The organism is Sphaerisporangium siamense (assembly GCF_014205275.1).
In the GTDB taxonomy this organism is placed as follows: Bacteria; Actinomycetota; Actinomycetes; order Streptosporangiales; family Streptosporangiaceae; genus Sphaerisporangium; species Sphaerisporangium siamense.
Genome location: NZ_JACHND010000001.1, coordinates 1,976,220 through 2,000,505 on the forward strand (window position 1 = coordinate 1,976,220; position 24,286 = coordinate 2,000,505).

A 24,286-nucleotide genomic window follows, 5' to 3' on the forward strand; every position below is an offset into this window, starting at 1 on the left:
AGCCTCCCGGGCCGGGGTCTTCTCGTGGCGGGTCAGGTCTGCTCGGCGGGCACCGCGGCGGCGGTCACCGCCTCGTACAGGTCCCCGGCGAGCAGGCCGATCGGCCGGGCGCCCAGCAGGTCGCCGACCCTCACCTCCACGGACAGGTCCGCCTTGATCCGCGCGCACAGCTTGGCGGCGAGCACCGAGTCCAGGCCGTGCAGGCTGAGGGACACCTCCGGGTCGAGCTGGTCGGGCGGCAGGCCGAGGAACTCGGCGAACCGCAGCATCAGGTACTGGCGGAACGCCTCCGGCGAGGAGGTCGCGAGGTCCGCGCCGTCGTAGGCCACGCCGGGCCGCTCGGGGGCCGCCGCCTCGAACACCGGCTCGGCCACGGGCGCCGGCATCGTGTCCTCCGGCAGGTCGATCCAGAAGCGCTTACGCTGCCACGGATACAGGGGAAGGGGCACGAACTTGCCCCCGGCGTAGAGGTGGTCCCAGTCGGGCTCACAGCCCCGCACGTACGCCGACGCGAGGGCGTGCAGCAGGCACTCCAGCTCCGGCTCCCCGCGGTGCAGCGAGGGGACGGCCGTCGCGTCCGCGCCCGCGGCCGCGATCTCGTCCTCGATGACGGCGCTCAGCAACGGGTGCGGGCTGATCTCGACGAACAGCGTGGGCGACCCCTCGGCCAGCACCGCGCGGATCGCCGCGGCGAACAGCACCGGGCGGCGCAGGTTCTCCATCCAGTACTCCGCGTCCAGCTCCGCGCCGTCGACGACCCGGTTGAGCAGCGTGGAGTGCAGGGGAACCCTCCCCGCCCTGGGCCGCAGCGCGGACAGCGCCTCCAGCAGGGCCGGGCGCACGGGCTCGACCTGCGGGGCGTGCGAGGCGTAGTCCACCTGCACCTGCCGGCAGAACACGCCCTGCCGGCGCAGCGGCTCGATCACCTCGGCCAGCGCCTCGGGCGCGCCCGCGAGCACGCACGACCGCGCGCTGTTGACCACGCCCACGCAGACCTGGTCGGCGTGCTCGCCGATCGCCTCGCGGGCCTGCCGCTCGTCGAGCTGCACGACCCACATCGCGCCCGTGCCCGCGAGCCCGTCCAGCAGGGCGCTCCTGCGGCAGACCACCGCCGCGCCCTGGCGCACGGTGAGGGCGCCGGCGGCGGTCGCGGCGGCGATCTCGCCCATGCTGTGGCCGATGAGCAGGTCCGGTGTGATGCCCCAGTCCCCCCAGACGGCGGCCAGCGAGACCTGGAACGCCCACAGCGCGGGCTGGACCTCGCCGGTGGCCGTCATCGGCGTGTCGTCGCGCAGCCGCTCGATGACCGACCAGCCCAGCTCCTCCTGGATCGCCCGGTCGCACTCGCGCATGCGCCGCGCGAACGCCCGGTTCCGGTCCAGCAGCTCCCGGCCCATGCCGACCCACTGCGCTCCCTGGCCGGGGAAGACGAACACCACCCGGGACGGCCCCGACGCGCGCTGCGCGCCGCCGGCCACCGACTGAGGGAACGCTCCAGAACCGTACGCCCGCAGGGACGCGGCCACCTTCTCGACGCCCCCCACGACGGCGAGCCGGTGCTCGTGATGGCTCCTGCGCCGGCCCGCGCTGTAGCAGACGTCGCGCAGGTCGGCGCCCGGGGCGTTCAGCGCCTCGGCGTAGCGCAGCGCCAGCCGCCGCAGCGCCTGGCCGTCCCTGGCCGACAGGGGCAGCAGGAACGGCCCGGCGCCCGGCCGGCGCCGCGGGGTCTCCGCGGTGGCGGGCGCCTCCGCGAGCACGACGTGCGCGTTCGTCGCGGACAGCCCGAACGAGCTGACGCCGGCCATCGCGGGCCCCGGCTCGTCCGGCCAGGGCTGGGTGCGCATGACGGGCCGCAGCGGCGCGCCGGGCTCGTCGAACAGCGGATGCGGTTGTTTCACGTGGAGCGTCGCGGGGATGGTCTTGTGCTTGAGCGCGAGCGCCGCCTTCACCAGGCCGACCAGCCCGGCCGCGCCCTCACCGTGGCCGATGTTGGACTTCGCCGACCCCACCAGGCAGGGCCGCTCCGGCCCCCGGCCTTCGCCCATGACGCGGCTGAGCGCGACCAGCTCGGTGTAGTCGCCCCGCGGCGTCCCCGGGCCGTGCGCCTCGACATAGGCGACCTGCCCCGGTGACACGCCCGCGTCCTCGTAGGCGTCCCGCAGCATGGCCTCCTGGCCGTCCACGCCCGCGGCGATGAGCGTGCCCGAGCCCCGGCCGTTGCTGTTGACCGCCGTCCCGATGATCGTGGCGTAGATCCGGTCGCCGTCGGCCATCGCCCGGGACAGCGGCTTGAGTATCACGCTGACGGCGGCCTCGCTGCGCACGTACCCGTCCGCGCCCGCGTCGCCGAACCTGCTGCGGCCGGTGGGGGAGAGGACGCCCGCGTCGGCCAGGCTGAGATACAGGTCCGGGGCCAGCAGCAGGTTCACGCCGGCCACGACGGCCAGCGTGCTCTGCCCGGTCCACAGCTCCCGGCACGCCAGGTGGACGCCGAGCAGCGAGGTCGAGCAGGTCGCCTCCAGGCCCATGCTGGGGCCGCGCAGGTCGAAGAGGTAGGAGATGCGGCCCGCGAGCGTGCCCCAGTTGCCGGCGCCGACCGCGGCGTGCATGTCGTACAGCCCGGCCCTGCGGAGGATGTCCCAATAGTCGGACGGCAGGCAGCTCGTGTAGACGGCGGTCCTGCTTCCCGCCAGCCGGGACAGCGGGATCCCCGCGTCCTCGACGGCCTCGGCGGTGACCTCGATCAGGAGGCGGTGCTGCGGGTCGATGCGCAGCGCCTCGTGCGGAGAGATGGAGAAGAAGGAGGCGTCGAACTTGTCGACGTCCTCCAGGAAACCTCCGGCCCGTGCGGCGACGCGGTCCCACCACTCCCCGGTGGCCTGGTCCAGGCCGCCGGAGGGGAACCGGTCGGTGGGGATCTCCCCCACGGTGCAGCACTCGCCGGCCAGGACGTCCCAGAACGCGGACACGTTCGGGGCGCCCGGCAGCCGGCACGCCGCGCCGATGATGGCGATGGGATCTCGGGGACTGGTGGTGCTGTTCATGCGGCCTCCACTCCGCCTGTGACGTTCGGTCTCCCGTGGCCGGTGAGCATCGAGATCGCGACAGCGACGTCCCACCCCGAGCCCTGCTCGCCGCCGTGGAAGTCGCTCGCCAGGAAAGTCGCCTCGCCGGACCTGCCGGCCAGGAGCAGCGCGTCGATGAGACACGCCGTTATGTAGGGCGCCAGCCATGGGGGTCCGGCGTCGGCTCCGCCGGTGCCGAGTGCCAGCGCCCGTCGTAAATGGAAGACGGCCTGCTGCGGGTCGGCGCCGATCGTCGCCGTCGCCCGCGCGGCGTGCACGAACATGGCCGTCTCCCGGTCGTCGCGGTCGAGGCCCCCGATCCCTTCGGAACCGTCGGACCCGCGGCCGGTGACTGCCTGGATCCAGGAGCGGTAGGCGAGGTAACGCCCTCCGGGCCGGGGGCCGCGCAGCAGGGCGGCCTTGAGCAGGAACTCCTCTGCCGCCGCGGGCTCGCCCAGGCCGAACGCCAGGGCCATCGCCTTCGCCAGCGCGAGGTGCGGGGTCGTCTCGACCGTGTCGGTCGGCAGCGAGTCCAGGAAGACGAGGACGTCCCCGGTCCTGCCGTGGAGCAGCAGCAGGTGGGCGAGCACCGGGGCGACCATCTCCCCGGCGCCGCACCACACGGCCGCCTTGCACAGTTCGTGGGCCCGTTCGAGCGACAGCTCGTACCAGGCCCGCGTCGCCGCCTTGGAGAGCAGGGCGAGCGACCCGCGCGTCTCCCCGCCGATCCAGGTGCTCACCTCCCGGAACTCCCACAGATTGTTGCGGCGCACGAAGTGGACACCGAGGTCGCAGGCGCCGATCAGCTCATGGAGCAGCGCCGGGTTCCCCCCGGAAGCGGCGTGCAGGGCCTCGGCCGTGGCATGGCGCACATGCCCCCCGACGACGTCGGCCAGCAGCGTCGTCACCTCGTCCAGGCTCAGCGGCGGGACGTGCACGTTGCGCCGGTGCGGCTCGAACCGCAGGCTGTCCGCCGGGTCCGGCTGCGGGACCGTGCCCGCGGGCGCGGTCGTGACCAGGAGCGTTCCAGCCCCGCGCCGGCAAAGGTCGCGGAGCGTCAGCAATGTGGCGTGGTCGCTGAGGTGCGCGTCGTCGACCACCAGAAGCAGACGGCGTCCGTCCGCCTCCGGGATCCGGGCCGCGACCCCCGTGGGGCCGGCCGGCACCTCGAAACGGACGATCTCGTAACCCTCGGCCTCCGAGGACACGAGCGCCCGTTCGAGGAGCGCGGTACGCCCCACACCTCTTTCCCCCTCGATGATGATCGGACCTGGCACCCGGGCCCCCAGTGACGCGCGGATGCTTTCCAGCTGTCGATTCCGGCCCACGAAATTCCACTGCATAGTGGTTCCCCCTTATTTCCCCAGGCCGCATCCCAAGACGGCTCGCTGGGGTGCAAGACCGCATACGAACGTCTCCTGGCCTGGACGTTAATCAGGGCAGGCGACAATGGAAACGTCCGGCTCCGTGACTGCGCGGTCGTTGCTGTCGCACTTTCCACGATCACGCAGGCGGAATCATGGCGTCAATCCAGAGATGACGGAATCTTCTCCGTACGGGGCGCGCCTATACCAGGCTATTCGGAGCGCCGTCGATCGGCAGATGGACGACGATGGAATGGAATGGACTGTCCATCACGCGCAGGACGGCGATACGGAAAGTGCAAGTACCGAGGCCGGGCACCGCGAGGGTCCTCGGACGGACGTGCTGTTCACGAACGTGCTGCTCGCTCCACCAGAGACGGAACTCCGCGCTCTCGTGCTCAAGGTCGCGCACGAGCTGGTTCATCTTCCTGTCGGCCGCCCTGCCGGCATAGGCGGCCCTTAACCGGGCCACGACATCGCGGGTGTCCTCGGCCCAGCCGATGATCCGCTTCTTGGCCTCCGGATCGGTGAGCATCCACCACAACATGTTCCTGCGGCCTTCGGGGAGGAGCTCGAAGTCGGTGTACCAATCGGTCGTGGCCTTGTTCCAGGCCAGGAGTTCGCCGTACTGATTGGCGGCGTAGACGGGAAAGGGCCCGTATCCGGCTATCTGGGTCACCTGCGTTACCAGATTCCTGCTCTCGTCATCGAGCTCGCTGGAAATCTCTGCAGAAGTCCTGTCGAGCGCGAGCAGGTGTATGTACTTGCGCTCGTCCTCCTCCAGGCATAGGACGTTCGCGAGGCTGTCGAGCACCTGGGGAGACGGGTGAATGTCACGCCCCTGTTCCAGGTACGTGTACCAGGTGGGGCTGAGGCCGGCCAGCACGGCGACCTCTTCGCGGCGGAGCCCCTGTGTGCGCCGGCGGGCGCCGGCCGGAAGACCGACCTGCTCGGGCGTGATGCGCGCCCGGCGGTTGCGCAGGAACCGGGCGAGCTCCTGCCTTCTCTCGCTGCTGCCGGCCACGAAATCTCCCCTGCACCTGACGTGATACGTGCCGGTCGTGCGCACGTCGCTACGACTGTAGGTCACTTACCGGCATATCGTCATCGAGTGGTATCCGGAGGTGGAGTTTTGGCGCTGTCGGGAAGTCGGATCGGCGTCGTGGGCGGGAGCCTGGCGGGCTGCGCCGCGGCCACCGTACTGCGCCGTATGGGCTGTGACGTGACGGTCTATGAAAGGACCACGGGCGAGCTGCGGAGCCGCGGGGTCGGTATTGCCCTTCCGATCGAAATGCAATACGAGCTCGTTTCGGGCGGCTATCTGCAGGAAAATGTGCCATTCGTATCGAATGTCGAGCGCAATTGGGTGGTGGAGGCGGGCGGCGGCGAAAGCAGGCTGATCTGGCGGCAGCACCTGCCCGCGGCCTTCACGAACTGGGGACTGCTGTGGCAGGGCGTGCGCGCGGCCGTCCCCGACGGGGTCTACCGCGCGGGCGTCACGGTGACCGACGTGCGCGCGGGCGACGACGGTGTCGAGATCGGGTTCGCCGACGGCCCGCCCGAGCGGTTCGACCTGGTCATCGGCGCCGACGGCTACCAGTCGCGGCTGCGGCGGCTCGTCCACCCGCGCTCCCGGCTGAGCTACGCCGGGTACGTCCTGTGGCGCGGCACCTGCGAGGAACACCTGCTCACCGACCCCGTCCTGCGGGAGCTGATCCTGCACGGCGCGGTGACCACGTGCTTCGACGGCGGGCACGCGATCCTGTACCGCATCCCCGCTGGCTACAGCGGCACGTCCGCGGACGGCGGGCTGCTGAACTGGGGCATCTACGGCCGGCCGCCGGAGTGGTTCGCGCTGCGCGGCGAGGCGTGGGTTCCCCCGGGGCGGGTGGACGGCGACCTCGCCGGGCACCTCGTCCGCCTGGTCGACGAGCGCCTCTCCGGGGGCTGGCGCCGGCTCGTCCGCAGGACCGGCACCCCCCGGCTGGCCATCCAGCCGATCTTCGACCTCACCATGCCCAGCTACGTGTCCGGCCGCGTGCTGCTGATGGGGGACGCCGGCACCGTCGCGCGTCCCCACACCGGGGCGGGGGCGGTGAAGGCGCTGCGCGACGCCATCGCCCTGGGACGCATCGCGCGCGAGCACGACGACTGGCGGCGGGTGTTCGCCGCCTACGACGCCGAACGCCGCGCCGAGGGCAACGCCACGGTCGAACTCGGCCGCCGCCTCGGGCACGCCCAGGTCGAACGGACCCCCGACTGGGCCGGGATGACCCCGGCCGCGTTCCAGGAGTGGGTGCGCGACACGGTGGCCGGCGGCTCGCGCTACCTGTACACCGAACTGGGGGACGGCTGACCCGGGCCGGCCGACCGGCACGGCCGTACGTGGAACTACGACTGCCATCATCAACGCTTTCTGGGAGCCCGCCTCGCGGCGGAGCAAACTGGAGATCGGCAATAGGGAAGGACGCCTGGATGCGGACCCGTAATCCCAACGCGCGCCGCGACGCCCCGCCACGCGGAGCGGCGCGATGCACCTGATCACCATCGCCGCAGGGCTGATCGGGGTCGCCCTGGTGCTGGTGGTGTGGCTCAGCGTGCTGCGCACGGTCTTCACGCCCCGGATGCGGACCTCCCGGGCCGCGCGCAGGGTGCTGCGCGTCGTCGCCCCCTGCGTCCTCGCCGTCGCCCGGCGCGTTCCCTGCTACCGCCGCGAGCGGGTGCTGGACATGTGCGCGCCGATCACCCTGTTCGGCATCGCCGGAGTCTGGGTCGGCGCGTCGCTGTTCGGGTTCTCCCTGATCGGATGGTCCCTGGACGGCCTGGCCTCCGGCGAGGTCACGCTGGCGGACTTCCACGTGAACCGCGCGCAGGAAGGACCGCTCGCCGGGCTGGTGTGGGTCTCGGAGGCGCTGCTGCTGGCCGCCATCACCACCTACATCCTGCGCTTCACCGACGCCTACGGCCGCCGCGAGCGCGTCGTCGCCAGGCTCGCCGGCCGCGTCGTCCAGCCGCAGGACGCCGACGCCCTGCTGGTCACCTACCTGCGCACGGGCTCGCGCGACCATCTCGACACCATGTTCGGCCAGTGGACCGACTGGATGACCGATGTGGAGAGCACCCATGTCGCCTACCCCGCCCTGACCTTCTCCCGCCCGGCGGGCGACCTGTGCTGGCTGCGCGCCGCGGTGACCGTCCTCGACATCGCGGCCGTCACCGAGGCCGTGGCGCCGAACTGGGCGCCCCCCTGCACCCGCGCCCTGCTGACCACCGGCTCCCGGTGCATGCAGCGCCTGGCCGCGGAGTTCGCCCTCGTGCTGCCCCGCGCGGTGGTCAGCCTCCAGGGCCGCGAGGAGCGCAGCTTCTCCGACACCCTGCGCGCGGCGCAGAACGTCGGCCTGCCGGCGCAGCGCGAGGAAGAGGAGGCGTGGCTGGTCTTCCAGAGCCTGCGCACCCGCTACGCGCCGCACGCGCACGCCATGGAGACGCACCTGCTGTACGAGGACGTCGACGTGGAGGACGACGAGGACGACGAGGACGTCGATCCCGGGCCCGTCCCCGCCCCCGCGGAGGACGGCGAGATCCGCGGGCGGGTCCCGCACAAGGACGAGGCCCGCCGCTGAACGCCTCCCCGCCCGGCGGCCCGGGCGGGGATCGGCACGTCGGTCCCCACGTCAGTCCACGAGGTCGCCCACCGTGGTGAGCCGGGCGCCCGCGGGCACCTCGTCACCGCTGCGGACGGTCAGCCGGGGGTCCACGGTGACGCCGGTCAGCCGCGTCCCCTCCTGGACGGTCGCCTCGTGGCCGAGCGCGGTGAAACCGTCCAGAACGGTGGCCGACTCCAGCGAGGACTCCACGGACGCCATCATCCCGACGTGCGTGTCGACCAGTCGCGCGCCCGCGCCGATGATCGCCCCGTCGAGGCACGCCACCCGTTCCAGGTGGCACCAGGCGTGCAGGTCGACGCCGTCGCCCACATAGGAGTCGCGGATCACCACGCCGGGCCCGATCTCGACGTCCCTGCCGATCCAGGCGTTCGGGCCGACGCGCACCAGGCCGGCGGCCAGCTTGGCGGCCAGCGTCATGCCGCTGACCTCGTCGCGGCGTGCCAGCGAGGACGGGTGGATCGTCGGGGTGCCGGTGCCGCGCAGGCTCGGGTACCCGCCCGACAGCGCGTCCACCAGCGTGATCAGGTACTCGCGGGGGTTGCCCAGGTCGCCGACCTTGGCGATCGGGCTGTGCCGCACCGGATGCCCGTGGGAGACCAGCCACGGCAGCAGGTCGCGGCCCCAGTCGAGCCGGAGCCGCGCGAGCGCGCCCAGCTCGGGGGTAGCGGCCAGCTCGCGCAGCCGCGCGCAGTCGACCACGTACAGGCCGGTGCTGATCGGCACCCGGGAGGGATCGGCCACCATGTCGTTGACCACCTGCAGCGGCGGCTTCTCCACGAACTCGCGGATCCGGCCCCGCTCGTCGGCGACCATCGTCCCGTACGTGCCCGCCACCTCGCGCGCGGTCCTGTGCACGGTCGCGACGGTGACCACGGCGCCGCTGCGCACATGGTCCGCGACGAGCGCGGTGAGGTCGAACTCGAACAGCGAGTCGGTGGGGAAGACGACCGCGACGCCGCGCAGGTCCCATTCCTCGGCGACGCTGAGAGTGGCCTGCCCGGAACCGGTGTTGAACCGGTCGGCGCGCGCCCTTGAATACTCGATTCGCACGCCGAGCGCGTCGCCGTAACCCAGTGCGTCCTTGACCTGATAGCGATTCTCGCGGCCGTTGGCGGCGATATAGAAATTCCTGACGCCCTGCTGACTGAAAGAAGCCACCTGCCATTCGATGAGCGGGCGGCCGATGAAAGGGACGGTGGCTTTGCTGCGCAGATGTCCCGGGCCTTCGAGTGTCAGCGGGCGGGCGCGCACGCCCCTGCCGCCCGCCAGGGCGATCGCGGCGATGTCAGACACCCGTGCCCCAGGTGTGAAAGATGCCGTGACCGGGCGTTTCGTTGCGTCGATGAGTGGATGCGACGTCGGCGGGAGCGGCGCTCCGGCTCGGTGTGGACGTCGCTGCGGGCAGGTGCGCCATGGTGCCCCCTGAGAACGGTGATGAGGAGGACGCGCTTCATTGTTATCATTCACCGTTCGGCAGTCAGATCGGCCGTGACGAAATTCGGAAGCATTTCGTCATGTCGGGCGGGCGCTGATACAGGGGTTTATCGTGACCGGCGGCGGCGGCCCGCGGCTTTCCCCGTTGAAAGCCGCGGAAGTCCCTCCGCGCGTCGGTCACCTGATATACATTCGCGGTCGCGATAGCGACGCTGAAATGGGCCCGCGGCGGGCGCGGGCCGTGTGAATTGCCGATTCCCGGGGCGGGCCGTCACTTGGACAGGTAGACGACCTTCCAGGTGCCGGCGTACAGGCAGTTCAGCGAGGGCTTGGCGGCCTTGGGCTCCGAGCACACCTTCAGCTCGACCTGGTAGACGTCGCGGTAGCCGAACGAGAAGGACTTGGGCGTGCCGTAGGAGCAGTCCAGCACGCTGTGGTGCCGGAACGGGAGCCCGCCCTTCTTGTCGAGGTAGGTGACGCGGAAGACCGCCCAGCCGCAGCCCTTCGTGCGGGTGAGGTCGGTCACCTTGCCGGAGATCCTGACGGAGTCGGCGGTCGGGATGTCGGCGTGGTCCTCCCCGGTGGCCACGAGCCCGCCGAGCGCCTTGGCGCGCTTGCCGGGGGCGTAGTAGGTCCCCCACTTGACGGTCTTGGCGGCGGTCGCGGAGGCGCTCGCGCCGGACGGGCCGGTGGCGGCCTGGGCGGCGACGGGGGCGAAGGAGACGAAGGCGGCGGCCGCGGCGAGGCCGGCGAGGGTGCGGGTGATCGTCATCGGGGGGGCCTTTCTTGTCGTGATACCCGCAGTGTGGGGCGTACCGCTTTCAATCGGCTTGCGGGCGTTTCAATCCGCTTGCCGCCCCGCCGCCGCGCGGGTGTGACCGGCCCACGGCCGGCCGTTCGCGCGCCGCGATCGCCGCGCCGATGCCGGCGTCGAGGAACCTGCGGATCACCCCGCGCTCCTCGTCGGTGAACCTGTCGAAGACGGAGGCGAGGCTGTCGGCCAGCGGCGCGAAGAACCGCTCGGCCAGCGCGACGGCCTGCGCGCGCAGGGTCAGCTCGACCTTGCGGCGGTCGGTCGCGCTGCGCCGCCGCTCGACGTGCCCGGCCCGCTCCAGGCGGTTGAGCAGCGCGGTGGTGGCCGGGGCGCTCAGGTTCAGCGCGCCCGCGAGGCTGCCGGGCGTCAGCGGCGCGCCTCCCCTGACCGCATCCATGATCACGACGACGGCGTTGAGGTCGGTGCGGTGCAGGCCGTGGTCGGAGGCGAACCGCTCGGCGAACCGGTCGAGCTCCACGGTCAGACGGCGCATCAGGGTGAGCAGGTCGGGTGCCGCCGCTCCGCCCTCTGCTGGTCGGTCCGCCGACACGTGCCCTCCTCCGGGTCGCCGGCAGCGCGGTTCCCTGTTCTCGACGGTGGAAGTCCATGGACTCTGGTGAAGTGCGTGGAGCTTTGATCACGGGTGGGGGCCACCGTGCCAGGGCCGGAGGGGCCACCCGGAGAACGGGGGGTGCCGAGCCGTCGTCAGGACGACGGATTCTCCCGGCCGTGCGGGGCGTCCCAGTCGAGCACGGGCCCGGCCGGGACGATGCGCGTCGGGTTGATCTGCGGGTGCGTCGTGTAATAGTGGCGCTTGATGTGGTCGAAGTTCGTGGTGCCCCCGAACGCCGGGCGCTGGAACAGGTCCCTGGTGTACGCCCAGAGGTTGGGGTGGTCCGCGACGCGGCGCACGTTCGCCTTGAAGTGGGTGGCGTACACCGTGTCGAACCGCACCAGCGTCACCCACAGGCGCACGTCCGCCTCGGTGAGCCGGTCGCCGAACAGGTACCGGCCGGTGCCCAGGCGCGCCTCCAGGTCGTCCAGCGTGGCGAACAGCGCCACGACGGCCTCGTCGTAGGCCTCCTGGCTCTTGGCGAACCCGCAGCGGTACACGCCGTTGTTGACGGTCGTGTAGACGAGGTCGTTCAGCGCGTCGATCTCGGGCCGCAGGTCCACCGGGTAGAGATCGACGTCGGTGTTCGCCCATCGCTCGAACTGTGTGCCGAGGTCGATGGTGATGTCGGGGAAGTTGTTGCTGACGATGCGGCCCGTCTCGCGGTCCCACAGCACCGGCACCGACACGTGAGCGTCGTAGCCGGGGTCGCTCGCCTCGTACGCCTCCCGCAGCAGCGCGAACCCGTTCACCGGGTCGGGGGTGTGCCCGGGCCCCTCGCGGAACGCCCACCCCCGGCCGTCGCGCACCGGGTCGACCACCGACAGGGAGACCACGTCCTCCAGGCCCTTCAGGGCCCGCACGATCACCGAGCGGTGCGCCCATGGGCAGGCCAGCGACACGTACAGGTGGTAGCGCCCGGGTTCGGCCGGGTGGCCGCTGGAGCCGTCGGCGGTGATCCGGCCCCGGAAGGCGTACGCGGGCCGGCTGAACGCGCCTCCGGCGCCGGTCGACGCCTTGATCCCGTAGTCGCCGTGGACCTCGAAGTCCACCGGGCTCGCGACGGTCGCTGCGTTCGTCACGGCTGCGTTCCTCCCCGCGCCACGACCCGCTCCTCCGCGGGTTCCCCTCCATCATCTCCGCCCGGCGGACCCCGCGCGCAACCGGGATCGCCTGGAACATGGCCGGATTCGCGGTAAAGGTCCGCCCATGGGCGAGGATGGCGCCATGGACACCAGGGAAGCGGCCGAGCGCTTCGCGCGCACGTGGGAGCGCGGCTGGGCCGCGCACGACGCCGACCTCATCGGCGCCCTCTACGCCGAGGACGCCGTCCACCGCTCGATGCCCTTCCGCCCCGTTCACCGAGGGCGCACCGAGGTGCTGGAGTACATCCGGTGGTCGTTCGGCGCCGAGCGCGCCACCGACGTCCGCTTCGGCGCCCCGATCGTGGACGGGGACCGCGCCTTCGCCGAATACCGCGCGTTCCTCGTCGAGAGCGAGGGCGGCAGGCCGGTCACGCTGGCCGGGTGCGTCGCCGTGCGCTTCGGCGCGGACGGGCTCGCGGTGGAGATCCGCGACTACTGGCACGTCTCCGACGGCCACCGGGAACCCGAGGGCGACCTGTTCCTGTGACGGGCCGATCACGGTCCGGTGACAGGTGTGACGTAGGTGACGCCGTGCGCGTCCCGTCGAGGGGCGCGGACGGCATAGGCTGACGGGGAGTCCCCGGGCAGGTGAACCGCCGGGCGGCGCCCTGACCATATGGGCTCCCGCGCGCGGCGGCGTCACGTGTCGCCGTGACGCCGTGGCGTCCGACTCGGGCAGCGCCGGCGCTTTGCGTGGACCAGGTGGGTCAACCACTTGGCTCCTGTCATCGCGCAGCACTACGCTTTGTCGCAGATCATTCCGCCCTGTGTCCGCGGAGCTTCCTCACATGGAGGTGGCACCGCCATTGGCACGGGCGTTGACCATGCCAAGCGCATGTCAAGCGCGCTGTGGCTCCGCATATCGTCGGCCGCGCTCGCCGCGGCACGCCGTCCGCCGGACGGTGTGGGCGGCATGCCCGAGTCCCTCTTTTCGCTGCCCGGATCGCCGCGCGAGCCGGGCTTTTCGGCGTGCTCTCCCTCGCTGTCCGCGAAAAGTGGGACTAGCGTGCCCGATTTCGGGCAGATGGATGGCGGAAACGCATGCCTCTCCATGAACGCGCCGACGCTGGGGTGAGGGTTCAGCAAGAGGATGGAATATGACACGTATTGATCCGGAGGCCCTGATAGCAAGCCTGAGGGGCCTGCAGAAGGCCTCGGAGGCGACCGGGGTGGTCCACCATTTGGAACGCATAGTGCGGGTGGTGGACCGCCTGTTCGGCTACGCCGGGGCGGGTCTCATGTTCGCCGACGAGGGCAAGACGCTGCGCTACCTCGTCACGACCGATGAGGCCGGCCGAAGCCTGGAGCACGCGCAGGCCGCTCTCGGACGCGGGCCTTGCGTGTCGGCGTATTTCCACAACACGGCGGTGACCACCCGGGACGTCCAGCATGACCAGCGCTGGCCGGAACTGGCCGCGCTCCTTGACTCCCGGGTGCGCGCGGTGGCGGGGGTACCCGTCCGCCTGGGTGACGGGCCGGTGGGCACGCTGAACGTGTACCAGGCGGAACCGCACGATTGGGAAGAGTCCGACACGCAGGCGCTGCTCGCCTACGCGCATGTCATCGAGGAGGTGCTGGCCGCCGCGGTGAAGGCCGAGGAGAAGAGCGCCCTCGCCGACCAGTTGCAGTACGCCCTGGACTATCGAATAGTGATCGAGCGGGCGATCGGCTACCTCATGGGCAAACACGACCTCACGGCCGCCCAGGCGTTCACGGGCCTGCGCAAACGGGCCCGCGACAGCCGGCGCCGCGTCGCCGACCTCGCCGCCGAGATCCTCGGCGAACAGGCGCCGCCCGCCTGAAGGGAACGCCGACCGTGATCACGCTGCCCCCGCACCCGCCTCCGCCGGGCCCGGCGCCCTCACCCAGCCCCCCCACCACCGCCGGCCCCCCGGAGCGCGCCCTGGACGGTGCCGCCGCCGTTCCCCGCCCCTCGCCCTCCGCGGGGACCTCGACCTCGTCTGTGGCACGTTCCTCACCTGCCCGGGCGCGCGCGTGCCGTGGTGGCCAGGCCGCCGCGCGCCGGCGGGACGGCACGGTCACGATCACCCGGCCCTCGCCCAGGGCGGCGCCCCCGCTCCGGGCGTCCGGGCGCTCGTTCCCCGGCGGGAGGTCCGCGTCCGCCCGCCGGCGAGCCGGCGCGTCGACCGGGCGCGGGCCGTCCGGCCGGGCCCCACATAGAGCCCTTGCCGAACCCGGCTACGCTGACCCGTGATGTATCGACTGCTCTTCGCGCAGGTGCTGCGGCGCTTCGACGCCGAGACCATGCACCACATGACCATCCGGGCGCTCCGGGTCCTCTCCATGGCCCCGGTCGCCAAGCGGCGCCTGTACCGCCGCTTCGCGCCGCGGGACGAGGCCCTGCGGGTGCAGGCGTTCGGCGTCCACTTCCCGAGCCCCTTCGGGCTCGCGGCCGGCTTCGACAAGGACGCGGGCTGTGTGGAGGCCCTGGCCGCCTTCGGCTTCGGCCACGTGGAGGTCGGCACCATCACCGCCCACGCCCAGCCGGGCAACCCCCGCCCCCGGCTGTTCCGGCTGGTCGCCGACCACGCCATCGTCAACCGCATGGGCTTCAACAACGCGGGCGCCGACGCGGCCGCGCGACGGCTGCGCCGCCCCCGCGGCGTCCCCGCGGTCGTCGGCGTGAACATCGGCAAGACCAAGGTCATCCCGGAGGAGCTGGCCGTACGCGACTACGTCGCCGCCGCCCGCAAGCTCGCGCCGCTGGCCGACTACCTCGTCGTCAACGTCAGCTCACCCAACACCCCGGGCCTGCGCGACTTCCAGGCCGTCGAGCTGCTCCGGCCCCTGCTGAAGGAAGTGCGGCGGGCGGCCGGGCGCACCCCGCTGCTCGTCAAGATCGCACCCGACCTGGCGGACGAGGACGTCGACGCCGTCGCGGACCTCGCCGTCGAACTCGGCCTGTCCGGCGTCATCGCCACCAACACCACCATCGGCAGGCAGGGGCTCTCCAAGGCCGACGCCGGCGTGGCCGCCGAGACCGGCGGCCTGTCCGGCCGTCCGCTCAAGGCCCGCTCGCTGGAGGTCCTGCGCAGGCTCCGGGCCCGCGTCGGCGACCAGGTCACGCTCGTCTCGGTCGGAGGCGTCGAGAACGTGGACGACGTCTGGGAGCGCCTCCTGGCCGGCGCCACCCTCGTCCAGGGCTACACCGGCTTCATCTATGAGGGCCCCCTGTGGCCCTGGCGCATCAACCGCGCCCTCTCCCGCCGCCTGCGCCGCCACGGCTACACCTCGATCCGCGAGGTGATAGGCCGAGTGCCCACCTGACCCTCGGCGGGAGGTCATTCGCAGGGGAGGCCGAGTTGGTCGCGGAGTTGTAGCTGGTCGAAGTAGAGGCGGAGGCTGACGATGAGGCCGTCCTCGACTGTGGTGAGGTAGAAGCAGCGCAGGGAGATCCGGCGGTACGTGGGCTCGACCACGCGGCCGCCGGGGGTCCGGTACGGTCCCAGATGGGTGCCCTGCATCAGCAGCTCGTCGATCGCCGTGTCGCCGTCGTCGTACGACTCCATGACCGTCGTGCGGACGTCAGGGAACGCCTCCCAGAACTCCCCTATGACCGAGGCGAGCTCCTCGAACCCCTGGGTGACGCAGTCCGGGCTGATGGTCACCCCGTCGGGGCTCAGGGTGCGCACGAGGCTGTCCATGTCGTGGGCGTTCCACGCGGCGATGTACCTGTTGTGCACCTGCCGTGCCTCGGTCATGGCGTCGCCCTCCCCGTAGGCGGATGCGCGAGAGGCGGCCGCGACGCCGGGCGCCTTCTCTCACCCCCCTACCCAGGGCGGATCGCGAGCGTGCCGCTCAGGTGAGGCTGGGGCGGGTGGAGTCGGCGTCGTGGGTGAGTTCTTCCACGTGGCGCATGATGTCGCGCACCTTGACCTCGCCCGGGTGATGGGCGCGCAGCCCCGTGCCGCCGCGCTGCCAGGGGTGGGGGCCCGCGAGCGGGCGGTACTCGACCCCGTAGGCGTCCAGCCGGGCCAGGTGGGCGGGCAGGGCGGCGGTGAAGCCGTCGGCGTCGCCGGACCAGGTGAGCTGGGCCAGGGCGCAGCCGCGCGGCCAGGCGCGGTAGTCGAGGGCCCGGCCGTCGGGGATGCGCTCGGTCCAGAGCTGGAACTGCGCCCCGAGCACGCGCGGCGCCTCCTCGGGGGTGAGGGACTCCGGCACGGTCTCGAAGGCCAGGACGTCGTCCAGGGTGGTCGTGTCGCCGATCGCCAGGGGCTCCTCGGAGGAGGCCGCCTCGGCGTAGTCGAAGTACAGGGGGAAGACCGGCGTCGCCACGATGTCGTGACCGGCGGCCACCGCGCGCCGCCCGACCGGCATGCCGCGCCAGGGCATGACGATCGTGTCCTCGCGCAGGCGCCCGCTCACGAACGCCTCGTCCCACACGACCGCCCGTGAGCCGTGCTCGGCCAGGACGTCGGCCAGCCTGCGCAGGAACCAGGCGTGCAGGCCGGCCGGCGCGTCGAGCCCGAGCGAGCGCTGGTAGGCCGTGATCTCCTCGGAGGCGGCCCAGTCGTCGAGCACACACTCGTCGCCGCCGATGTGGAAGTACGGCACCGAGCCGAGCGCCTCGATGACCTCGGAGAACACCGTGGCCAGGAAGTCGACGGTCTCGGGCAGCGGCGACAGGATGACGGGGGAGATGCCCCAGCGGTCCAGGACCTCGACGGGCGTGGACCGGTCCGCGCCGAGGTGCGGGTACGCCGCCACGATCGCGGAGGCGTGGCCCGGCACGTCGATCTCGGGGACGACCGTGACCGCGCGGGCGCGGGCGTAGGCGGCGATCTCCGCGAGGTCGGCCAGAGTGTAGTAGCCGCCGTGCGGCTTGCCGTCGAAGCCCTCCGGGCCGTCGCGGTACGGCTTGGTGGTGGTCTGCGCCCGATGGGAGCCGACCTCGTGGAGCAGCGGGTAGGCCCGGCTCTCGACGCGCCAGCCCTGGTCGTCGACCAGGTGGAGGTGCAGGCGGTTGAGCTTGTGCGCGGCGAGCAGGTCGATCATGCGCAGCACTTCGCGCTTGGGCATGAAGTGCCGGGCGACGTCCAGGTGGGCGCCCCGCCACGGGAAGCGAGGAGAGTCCTCGACGCGGCCGCAGGGGATGGACCAGCGGACGCCGGGCACGGCCACGGACCGGAACGCCTCGGGCGGGAGCAGCTGCCGCAGGGTCTGCCCGGCGTAGAGCGCGCCCGCCGCGCCGCCCGCGGTGATTCGGACGGCCTCAGAAGTCACTGTGACGGCGTAACTTTCCGCCCCTAGGCTTTCATCCCGCTCGACGGTGATCGCCCCGGAACGCGGCTCTGAGGCCCCGCCGGGGCCGGACCGCGGGGCTTCCTGTGCCCCGCCCGCGAAGGACCCCGCCCCGGGAGCCGCGTCCTGGAGGTCGAGCACGGCCAGCGCCAGCCGTACGGCGTCCACGAGATCGGACGGACCGGACACCACGGCTCGCGGGACGAACTCAAACGAACCGGAACTCTGATCGACGAGACGCGGACGCGGGATGAGGTCACTCATATCCACAGCTCATCCCAAAAGCCTCCGCCCGAGCAATGCCACCACGATCAAATGCTGCATCCTGGAACGATCTTCCGTACTCCGGCACGCCCGCCGCCGGCCCGATGCCGCTCGGTCAGGTCAGGTAGTTCTCGAGGCCCTTGACCAGGGAGTCGGCGATGCGCTGGCGGAAGGACGGGTCCTTCAGCTTGGCGGCGTCGCGCGGGTTGCGCATGTTGCCCGTCTCGACGAACACCTTGGGAACGGTCGACAGGTTCAGGCCGCCGAGGTCGCTGCGGTAGTCGAGCGCGTCCTTCCCGATGTAGGTCGAGTACGGGATGCCGGTGCCGGACTTGTAGGCGTCCCGCAGGGCGAGCCCGAGCTTGGCGGACTTGCCCACCACCGGGTCGACCGGGCCGCCGATCTTCTTCGGCATGATCACGTGGAAGCCCCTGGCCGAGGACGGCGCGCCGTCGGCGTGGACGGAGACCGCCGCGTTGGCGTGCGCCTTGTTGCCGATGGCGGCGCGCTGGGTGATGCACGGCCCGACGCCGGAGTTGTCGGCGCGGGTGAGCTTGACGGTCGCGCCCTTGGCCTTCAGCAGCTTGACCATGCGGTTGGCGACGTCCCAGGTGAAGGCGGCCTCGGAGTAGCCGTCGTTGGTGGCGGTGCCCGTGGTGTCGCAGGGCTTCCACTCGGTGAGGACGTTCACCTTCTTGTTGACGACCTCCGGGTGGCGGTAGTTGCCGCCGTTGTGGCCGGGGTCGATCACGATGACCTTGCCGGCCAGCGGCTTGGCCGGCGTGGGGTCGGCCGCGCCGGCCGCGCGGACCTCGGTCGAGGGGGCGCGCCCGGGCGCGCTCTTCGCGTCGGCGGCACGCGGGGAGGCGGCGCCTTCGGCGCCGGAGGCGGAGACGGCCCCGCAGGCCGTGGCGCCCAGCCCGCACAAGGCCAGGAGCCCGGCGGCCAGTGCTCGACTGGTCACGATGATCCCCTTCGCAGACGAAGTCTCGGCTTTCAACCTACGTGTACCGGAGAGGTGACCCGGCCGTTGTCCACAGAAGGCGAGAGTCCGCGACGTCGTCCACAGGCGCGAAGGAGGCGCGGGACCGGTCCACGACCGGCCCCGGAAGATCACCAGGCGGGCTCGCCCAGATCCTGCCGCTGCAGGAGGGCGGCCAGCTCGCGGGCGTCCTCGGCGTCCAGACCGAGGACGACGCGGGGGCGTCCCCAGGGATGGTCGATCGAGTGGGCGACATAGCTGGCGACCGACTCCGTGGTCCCCTCGTCGTCCTTGCCGCGGGTGGCCCTCCAGTGCGCCCAGGCACGTTCGAGCTCGGCCGCGGCGCGCTGGGCGCACGACACCAGTTCCGGATCACGCATGTCCAACCCCCAGGTCAGGCGCCGGCCGCCTGGCCCGGCGGGCATCGCCTGCCCGCCCGCCGCCCCCACGACAAGCGAGCGTCCCGGCTACGGTCCGGCACGCCGGAGTGCCGGCGCCATGGTACGAGTCAACACGGGCGATGCGCCGATGCCGTGGATGTTGACCTAGCCTTGGGGATCACTTGGAGCCGGGCCGGTGCTGTGCCGCACGACCAGCTTGGGCGTGACCTGCCGTAATCTGCCCACCTTCGCCGGGTCGCCGATGCGGTCGCTCAGCAGCGCGGCGGCCGACCGCCCCATGGCCCTGCGGGGCTGGTCGAGGCTGGTCAGCGAGATGTGGTGGACGGCGGCCAGGTGCGTGTTGTCGTACCCCACCACCGACAGGTCCTCGGGGACGCGCAGCCCCAGCTCGCTCGCCGCCACGAGCACCCCGAGGGCGACGACGTCGTTGGCCGCGAAGATCGCCGTGGGCCGGGGGTCACGTTCCAGAAGCACGCGAGCCGCCCGCCTGCCGCCTTCTTCGGTGAAGTCGCCGTGCTCGACCATGATGTGCGGCGCCAGCCCGTGCCTGCGCATCGCCATCAGGTATCCCTCGCACCGGAACCGCGCCGAGGACGAGGGCGTGCCCTCGATGTGGGCGATGCGCCGGTGCCCGAGCTCGACCAGGTGGTCGACCGCGAGCCTGGCGCCGAGCTGGTCGTCGTCCACGACGATGTCGACGCTCTCCAGTTCGACGTCGCGCTCCCCGACCACCACCGTGGGGGTGTAGGCGGCGGCCTCGGCCAGCGTCTCGCTGCTGGGGGCCACGCCGAGCAGCACCAGGCCGTCGACCCGGAGCTCCAGGAAGGCCTCGACGGCCTCCTCCTCGAACGCGGGGTCCCAGCGCCCGCTCCCGATCAGCAGCCGCAGCCCGTCACCGTGCAGGCTCTCCTGGAGTCCGTCCAGGAACTCGGCGTAGAAAGGATTGTGCAGGTCGGCGACCAGCGCCCCGACCAGGTGGGTGCGGCCCTCGACCAGGCTGCGCGCCACCGCGTTGGGCCGGTAGCCGAGCTCCCTCGCCGCCTGGAGCACCGCCTCGCGGCGGTGTTCGCTGACGTGCGGGGACCCTCGCAGCACCAAGGACACCAGCGACTTTGAGACGCCCGCGCGTTCTGCAACGTTCCTAATCGTCGGCCGGGGACGCGGTCCGTGCGCGTCGCCGAGCGCGTGCTCGGCCGGGCCGACCTCGGATCGGTACCGGGCGGTCGTCTGGATGGACGGTCCTGACATGGTTCTCCCCACGCTGAGTGGATGTGCACCTGTCAGACCAAACGATCGAGTCGCGCGAAGGGTACGGGTGTTTGTGCGCCTCGCTGGATGGTCCTCGGGGCCGCCCTTATTGGGCACGCCCTCAGATAGTGTGCGGATTGTGGGTGCGACATCAAGGGCCCCAGGTGAGCGCGAGGATTCGGGTAGGGGTGGCACGCGCCGGGCACGTCGCCGGCTCAGCGTGGACCGCCGCCGCGAGGAGTTGTTGGCCGCGGCGCTGGAACTCTTCAGCAAGTACGACGCCGAGGACGTCTCGATCGACGACGTCGCCGCGGCGGCGGGCGCGTCCCGGGCGCTGGTGTACCACTACTACGGGGGGAAGCAGGAGTTGTACGTCGCCGCCCTGCGCAGCGCGGCGGTGGAACTGGAGGCGCGGCTCACTCCGTCGGGGGACGGCACGGTGATCGAGGAGCTGCGGGCGGGCCTGGCCCGGTACTTCGACTTCGTGGAGGACCACGCGGCGGGGTTCGCGGCTCTGCTGCGCGGCGGCCCGGCCAACCGCGCGGGCGAGGTCGGAGAGATCATCGAGGGCGTCCGGCGGCGCCTCGTCAAGATGATCATGGGTCGGATGCGCGTCGGCGAGCCGAGCCCGGCGCTGCGCGTCACGCTGAGGTCCTGGATCGCGTGCGTCGAGACGGCGGGCCTGGACTGGCTGGAGAACCGCGACGTGGACCGCGCGGCGCTGGAGCGCCTGCTGGTGGAACAGATGGTGGCCCTGCTCGGCGTGGCGGCCCGCCATGACGGGCGTGTCGAGGGGCTGATCGCCGACTTCGGGCGGTGACCGCCGCGGGGTGACCCCCCGTGACGCCGCCTCCGGAGAGCGATCCGTGATGCTTCCCCGCGAGGTGTGGCGTCCTGGTGACGGCTTCGTATCGCCGCGGCCGGTCCGGCCGCGGGTGTACGTCTGCGGCACGCCGCCCCGGGCGGCGGATAGGGCCACCGTGCGGTGGAGGCCCTAGATCCGTTATCCACCGGGACTGTCCGCATGGCTTCTGTGGGCCGGCGCCGGGCGGGCGGCGCCTCCCACGCCAATCCCCATGACCTCGTCGCGATGTCCGCGACCCTTGGACGGGCGGGGGGACCGTGCCCCTCCGTCATCCCCGGGCCGCTCCCACGCGGTCATGGGTGTGGTGGACGCGCTCACATACGGGACGCGAGCGCGCCGGTTCTCCCCCCTAGGTCCTTGACGGTTCCCGCGTCACTCCGAACGCTGCTGCGGGATGCCCGCGAGCAGCGCACGGACCTCGGTCTCCCGGTACCGCCGGTGACCGCCAAGGGTGCGGATGGACGTCAACTTGCCCGCCTTCGCCCACCGAGTAACGGTCTTGGGGTCGACGCGGAACATGGTGGCGACCTCCGCCGGGGTGAGCAGTGGCTCGGCCTCGGGTGTACGAGCTGACATTTGTGCGGCCTCTCCTCCGTGGACCGGCGACAGCGATCCTGCGACTTGTGTTGGCGCTTGTCACGGATGTCCCGCAATGATCCAGTTCGTACGGATTTTTCTGGACCATATGCGGTATCACCCGATGTGACCATACAGCCACGTAGAGCGATTGGCGAGCCCTCAAAGTACAACGCCTTGTCCACGGGTTGATGTCACGCTCGGTGATTCTAGCGACACGTTTCGTGGTATCGCAGTGAAAACGGCAAACTACTCAGTTCGCAGAAGCGAGCTGGTGACTCCCGTTACCTACTTTTGCAGGTCACGTGCATGATTTGCGGTTCAGTTCGCCGATTCGAGGGCTTGTATTGACTTCCAGCGCACGATCACCCGCTGATACATGGCGTAGGCCAGTTCTTCTTGACCCGTGTCCAACCCCGTGAGCGCCGCCGCCAGCTCGGCCGCGGACTGGTCGGCCTGCAGCGTGGCGTCGTCCATGACGTGGACCAGGCCGCCGTAGTCCAGCTCGACCAGCGAGTGCGGGTGGAACTCCTCCAGCCAGCGCCCCACTTCCTCGACCTCGGCCAGCGCGCCGACCTCGCCCACGTGCCTGCGGATCACGGCGAGCGCACGCGCGACCCTGCGCCTGGCCTGCGCCATCGACGTCACGTACAGCAGGTTCCGGGCCGGGGCCGTCGTGGTGGGCGCGGAAGGCTCGGCCGCCGGCTCCTCACGGTGACCGAGGACGAGCCACCGCTCCGCCGAGTCGAACGGCACGAACCACGACGTCGGCACGTGCCACGTGCTCGTGCGGATGTGGGTGCGCAGCGCCGCGGCGCCGCCCTTCTGCTTGAAGCGGTCGAAGTCGTCGGCGGTCTGCTCGGCGATGGCGCGCGGCACGAAGCGGTCGGCGAGCTTCAGCGGCGTGGCGCCCCGGAACCGGGCGAAGGACAGCCAGGACCTGAGCCTGCTCTCCCACGGGCAGACGTACAAGGTCTCCTCGATGCGCCGCAGGTAGGCGTTGGTGCTCTCGGCTCCGGGGGCCGGCATCGGGGGCACGCCGAGAAGCCGCCTGACGGCCTCCGCGTGCTCGGCCTCCAGGGCGAAAGCGCGGCGCGGACGGTCCTTGCTGTCGGCGTACGCCGCCCAGAAGGTGCGCTCACGTTCGGTGAACGCGGACAACGGCTCGTAGACACGGAGATAGGCGGCGTAGGGCAGCACATCTCGAATGGTGCCATGGAGCGGCGAGCCGACGCGAGCGAGCGAGGATCACCACGTTCAATGGCGTGGCGGCCCGTTCCTGGGCGCGCCGGGCCGTGCCCGCGGACGGCCCCGCACCGCCCGGTGGATGGGATGTGGGTTCCGACGCGTGGACGATCATGGTCCGGGCGTGGTCAGATGGATATGGTGGTTTTCCAGGATTCGCCGCGATGAGGCGGCGGACGATATGGACCGGGAGTCACCACAGTGACCGACGTCTTCGGGCCGTCCCACCAGGACACGGGCCCCTCGATCGGACAGGCCAGACACGAGCAGGTCGTATTCTGCTCCGACGACCGCAGCGGCCTGCGCGCGATCATCGCCATCTACAACACCGCTCTCGGCCCCGGGCTCGGGGGCACCCGCTTCTACCCCTACGAGAACGAGCAGACGGCCCTCGCCGACGTGCTCAACCTCTCGCGGGCGATGGCGTACAAGAACGCGCTGGCCGGACTGGACCTCGGCGGCGGGAAGGCCGTCATCATCGGGGACCCGGTCAAGGACAAGAGCGAGGCGCTCCTGCGCGCCTACGGCCGCTTCATCCAATCGCTCGGCGGCCGGTACTTCACCGCCTGCGACGTGGGCACCTACAGCGAGGACATGGACGTCATCGCGAGGGAGACCTCCTTCGTGACCGGGCGCACCCCCGCGCACGGCGGCGCCGGCGACTCCTCGATCTGCACCGCGTTCGGCGTCTTCCAGGGCATGCGGGCCTCAGCCCAGCACGTCTACGGCTCTCCGACCCTGCGCGGGAGGCGCGTGGGCGTGGAGGGCGTCGGGAAGGTCGGGTACCGGCTGGTCGACCACCTGGTGGCGGACGGCGCCGAGGTCGTGATCTGCGACGTCAACGCCGGCGCCGTCGAGCGCGTGCGCGCGGCGCACCCGGGGGTGGAGGTCGTGGCGGACACCGCGGCGATGAAGCGGGCCGACATCGACGTGTACGCGCCGTGCGCGCTGGGCGGCGTGCTCGACGACGAGGCGGTGACGACGCTCCGCGCGAAGATCGTCTGCGGAGGGGCCAACAACCAACTCGCCCATCCCGGCGTGGAGAAGCAGCTCGAAGAGCGGGGCATCCTTTACGCTCCGGACTACGTAGTCAACTCCGGAGGCGTGATCCAGGTGGCCGACGAGATCGAAGGCTTCAACATGGACCGCGCCAGGGCAAAGGCGACGCAGATCTTCGACACCACGTTGAAGATCTTTTCGATCGCCGAAGAGGAAGGTGTTCCACCAGCGGCGGCGGCCGATAGGCTGGCCGAGCGCAGAATGTCGGAAGTTGGTCGGCTTAGGGGTATTTGGCTGGGCCGCTGACTGTGGACGCCCATACGGCGTACCGAGAGGCGCGC

Annotated in this window: 21 protein-coding genes and 1 pseudogene; 8 read left to right on the forward strand and 14 right to left on the reverse strand. The window is 71.5% G+C overall.

Annotation, left to right across the window (positions count from 1 at the left end):
- Window positions 1-32: 32 nt before the first annotated feature.
- The 3 genes from BJ982_RS09395 to BJ982_RS40330 form a co-directional block, all read right to left on the reverse strand.
- Window positions 33-3,044, reverse strand: coding sequence for a type I polyketide synthase (locus BJ982_RS09395; protein WP_184878458.1), 3,012 nt, complete (start codon window positions 3,042-3,044; stop codon window positions 33-35).
- Entirely contained in the window at window positions 3,041-4,306 is a 1,266-nt protein-coding gene (locus tag BJ982_RS09400; protein WP_184878460.1) for a hypothetical protein, read from the reverse strand. Before BJ982_RS09400 ends, BJ982_RS09395 begins: the two co-directional genes overlap by 4 nt.
- Before the next feature lie 325 nt (window positions 4,307-4,631).
- Entirely contained in the window at window positions 4,632-5,453 is an 822-nt protein-coding gene (locus tag BJ982_RS40330; protein WP_184878463.1) for a helix-turn-helix transcriptional regulator, read from the reverse strand.
- Window positions 5,454-5,591: 138 nt separating this feature from the next.
- Here BJ982_RS40330 and BJ982_RS40870 point away from each other — a divergent pair.
- The 3 genes and pseudogenes from BJ982_RS40870 to BJ982_RS09415 all read left to right on the forward strand — a co-directional run.
- Window positions 5,592-5,660 (forward strand): annotated as a pseudogene (locus BJ982_RS40870) (hypothetical protein); the annotation flags it as partial.
- 102 nt (window positions 5,661-5,762) lie between these two features.
- Window positions 5,763-6,785 (forward strand): FAD binding domain-containing protein, encoded by a 1,023-nt coding sequence (locus BJ982_RS09410; RefSeq protein ID WP_184878466.1) that lies wholly within the window; start codon window positions 5,763-5,765, stop codon window positions 6,783-6,785.
- Between the two features lie 175 nt (window positions 6,786-6,960).
- Window positions 6,961-8,052: a hypothetical protein gene (locus BJ982_RS09415; protein WP_184878469.1), complete on the forward strand. Its 1,092-nt coding sequence runs from the start codon at window positions 6,961-6,963 to the stop codon at window positions 8,050-8,052.
- 51 nt (window positions 8,053-8,103) lie between these two features.
- Here BJ982_RS09415 and BJ982_RS09420 read toward each other — a convergent pair whose 3' ends face one another.
- The 4 genes from BJ982_RS09420 to BJ982_RS09435 form a co-directional block, all read right to left on the reverse strand.
- Window positions 8,104-9,390, reverse strand: a complete 1,287-nt coding sequence (locus BJ982_RS09420) for a nucleotidyltransferase family protein (protein ID WP_184878472.1) — start codon at window positions 9,388-9,390, stop codon at window positions 8,104-8,106.
- A 412-nt stretch (window positions 9,391-9,802) separates the two neighbouring features.
- Window positions 9,803-10,303, reverse strand: a complete 501-nt coding sequence (locus BJ982_RS09425) for a hypothetical protein (protein WP_184878474.1) — start codon at window positions 10,301-10,303, stop codon at window positions 9,803-9,805.
- Between the two features lie 49 nt (window positions 10,304-10,352).
- On the reverse strand, window positions 10,353-10,895 hold the full coding sequence (locus tag BJ982_RS09430) for a MarR family winged helix-turn-helix transcriptional regulator (protein WP_203959349.1): 543 nt from the start codon (window positions 10,893-10,895) through the stop codon (window positions 10,353-10,355).
- A 155-nt stretch (window positions 10,896-11,050) separates the two neighbouring features.
- Window positions 11,051-12,040 (reverse strand): glutathione S-transferase family protein, encoded by a 990-nt coding sequence (locus tag BJ982_RS09435; protein ID WP_275411750.1) that lies wholly within the window; start codon window positions 12,038-12,040, stop codon window positions 11,051-11,053.
- Window positions 12,041-12,185: 145 nt separating this feature from the next.
- Here BJ982_RS09435 and BJ982_RS09440 point away from each other — a divergent pair, with 145 nt between their 5' ends.
- From BJ982_RS09440 to BJ982_RS09450, 3 genes are all read left to right on the forward strand, one after another.
- Window positions 12,186-12,590 (forward strand): nuclear transport factor 2 family protein, encoded by a 405-nt coding sequence (locus BJ982_RS09440; protein ID WP_184878476.1) that lies wholly within the window; start codon window positions 12,186-12,188, stop codon window positions 12,588-12,590.
- Between the two features lie 610 nt (window positions 12,591-13,200).
- On the forward strand, window positions 13,201-13,905 hold the full coding sequence (locus BJ982_RS09445; RefSeq protein WP_184878478.1) for a GAF and ANTAR domain-containing protein: 705 nt from the start codon (window positions 13,201-13,203) through the stop codon (window positions 13,903-13,905).
- Between the two features lie 412 nt (window positions 13,906-14,317).
- Window positions 14,318-15,391 (forward strand): quinone-dependent dihydroorotate dehydrogenase, encoded by a 1,074-nt coding sequence (locus BJ982_RS09450; RefSeq protein WP_184878480.1) that lies wholly within the window; start codon window positions 14,318-14,320, stop codon window positions 15,389-15,391.
- Between the two features lie 14 nt (window positions 15,392-15,405).
- Here BJ982_RS09450 and BJ982_RS09455 read toward each other — a convergent pair whose 3' ends face one another.
- The 5 genes from BJ982_RS09455 to BJ982_RS09475 form a co-directional block, all read right to left on the reverse strand.
- Complete coding sequence (locus tag BJ982_RS09455; protein ID WP_184878482.1) at window positions 15,406-15,825, reverse strand: ester cyclase; 420 nt, start codon at window positions 15,823-15,825, stop codon at window positions 15,406-15,408.
- A gap of 97 nt (window positions 15,826-15,922) precedes the next feature.
- A complete protein-coding gene (locus BJ982_RS09460; protein WP_184878484.1) occupies window positions 15,923-17,629 on the reverse strand; it encodes a beta-N-acetylhexosaminidase in 1,707 nt (568 codons plus the stop codon).
- A gap of 115 nt (window positions 17,630-17,744) precedes the next feature.
- Window positions 17,745-18,593, reverse strand: a complete 849-nt coding sequence (locus BJ982_RS09465; protein WP_184878487.1) for an N-acetylmuramoyl-L-alanine amidase — start codon at window positions 18,591-18,593, stop codon at window positions 17,745-17,747.
- A gap of 149 nt (window positions 18,594-18,742) precedes the next feature.
- Complete coding sequence (locus BJ982_RS09470; protein ID WP_184611253.1) at window positions 18,743-18,991, reverse strand: hypothetical protein; 249 nt, start codon at window positions 18,989-18,991, stop codon at window positions 18,743-18,745.
- A gap of 165 nt (window positions 18,992-19,156) precedes the next feature.
- The gene (locus tag BJ982_RS09475) at window positions 19,157-20,260 is read right to left on the reverse strand and encodes a LacI family DNA-binding transcriptional regulator (RefSeq protein ID WP_184878490.1); all 1,104 of its coding nucleotides are present in this window, start codon (window positions 20,258-20,260) and stop codon (window positions 19,157-19,159) included.
- Between the two features lie 220 nt (window positions 20,261-20,480).
- Here BJ982_RS09475 and BJ982_RS09480 point away from each other — a divergent pair, with 220 nt between their 5' ends.
- Window positions 20,481-21,080, forward strand: coding sequence for a TetR/AcrR family transcriptional regulator (locus BJ982_RS09480; protein WP_239123423.1), 600 nt, complete (start codon window positions 20,481-20,483; stop codon window positions 21,078-21,080).
- A 417-nt stretch (window positions 21,081-21,497) separates the two neighbouring features.
- On the opposite strand, the gene bldC is transcribed toward BJ982_RS09480, so the two are convergent.
- Together bldC and BJ982_RS09490 are read right to left on the reverse strand one after the other, a co-directional pair.
- A complete protein-coding gene (gene bldC, locus BJ982_RS09485) occupies window positions 21,498-21,701 on the reverse strand; it encodes a developmental transcriptional regulator BldC (protein ID WP_013133571.1) in 204 nt (67 codons plus the stop codon).
- A gap of 321 nt (window positions 21,702-22,022) precedes the next feature.
- Window positions 22,023-22,901: a DUF8083 family protein gene (locus BJ982_RS09490; protein ID WP_184878496.1), complete on the reverse strand. Its 879-nt coding sequence runs from the start codon at window positions 22,899-22,901 to the stop codon at window positions 22,023-22,025.
- Between the two features lie 246 nt (window positions 22,902-23,147).
- Here BJ982_RS09490 and BJ982_RS09495 point away from each other — a divergent pair, with 246 nt between their 5' ends.
- Window positions 23,148-24,251 (forward strand): Leu/Phe/Val dehydrogenase, encoded by a 1,104-nt coding sequence (locus BJ982_RS09495; RefSeq protein ID WP_184878499.1) that lies wholly within the window; start codon window positions 23,148-23,150, stop codon window positions 24,249-24,251.
- Window positions 24,252-24,286: the final 35 nt, after the last annotated feature.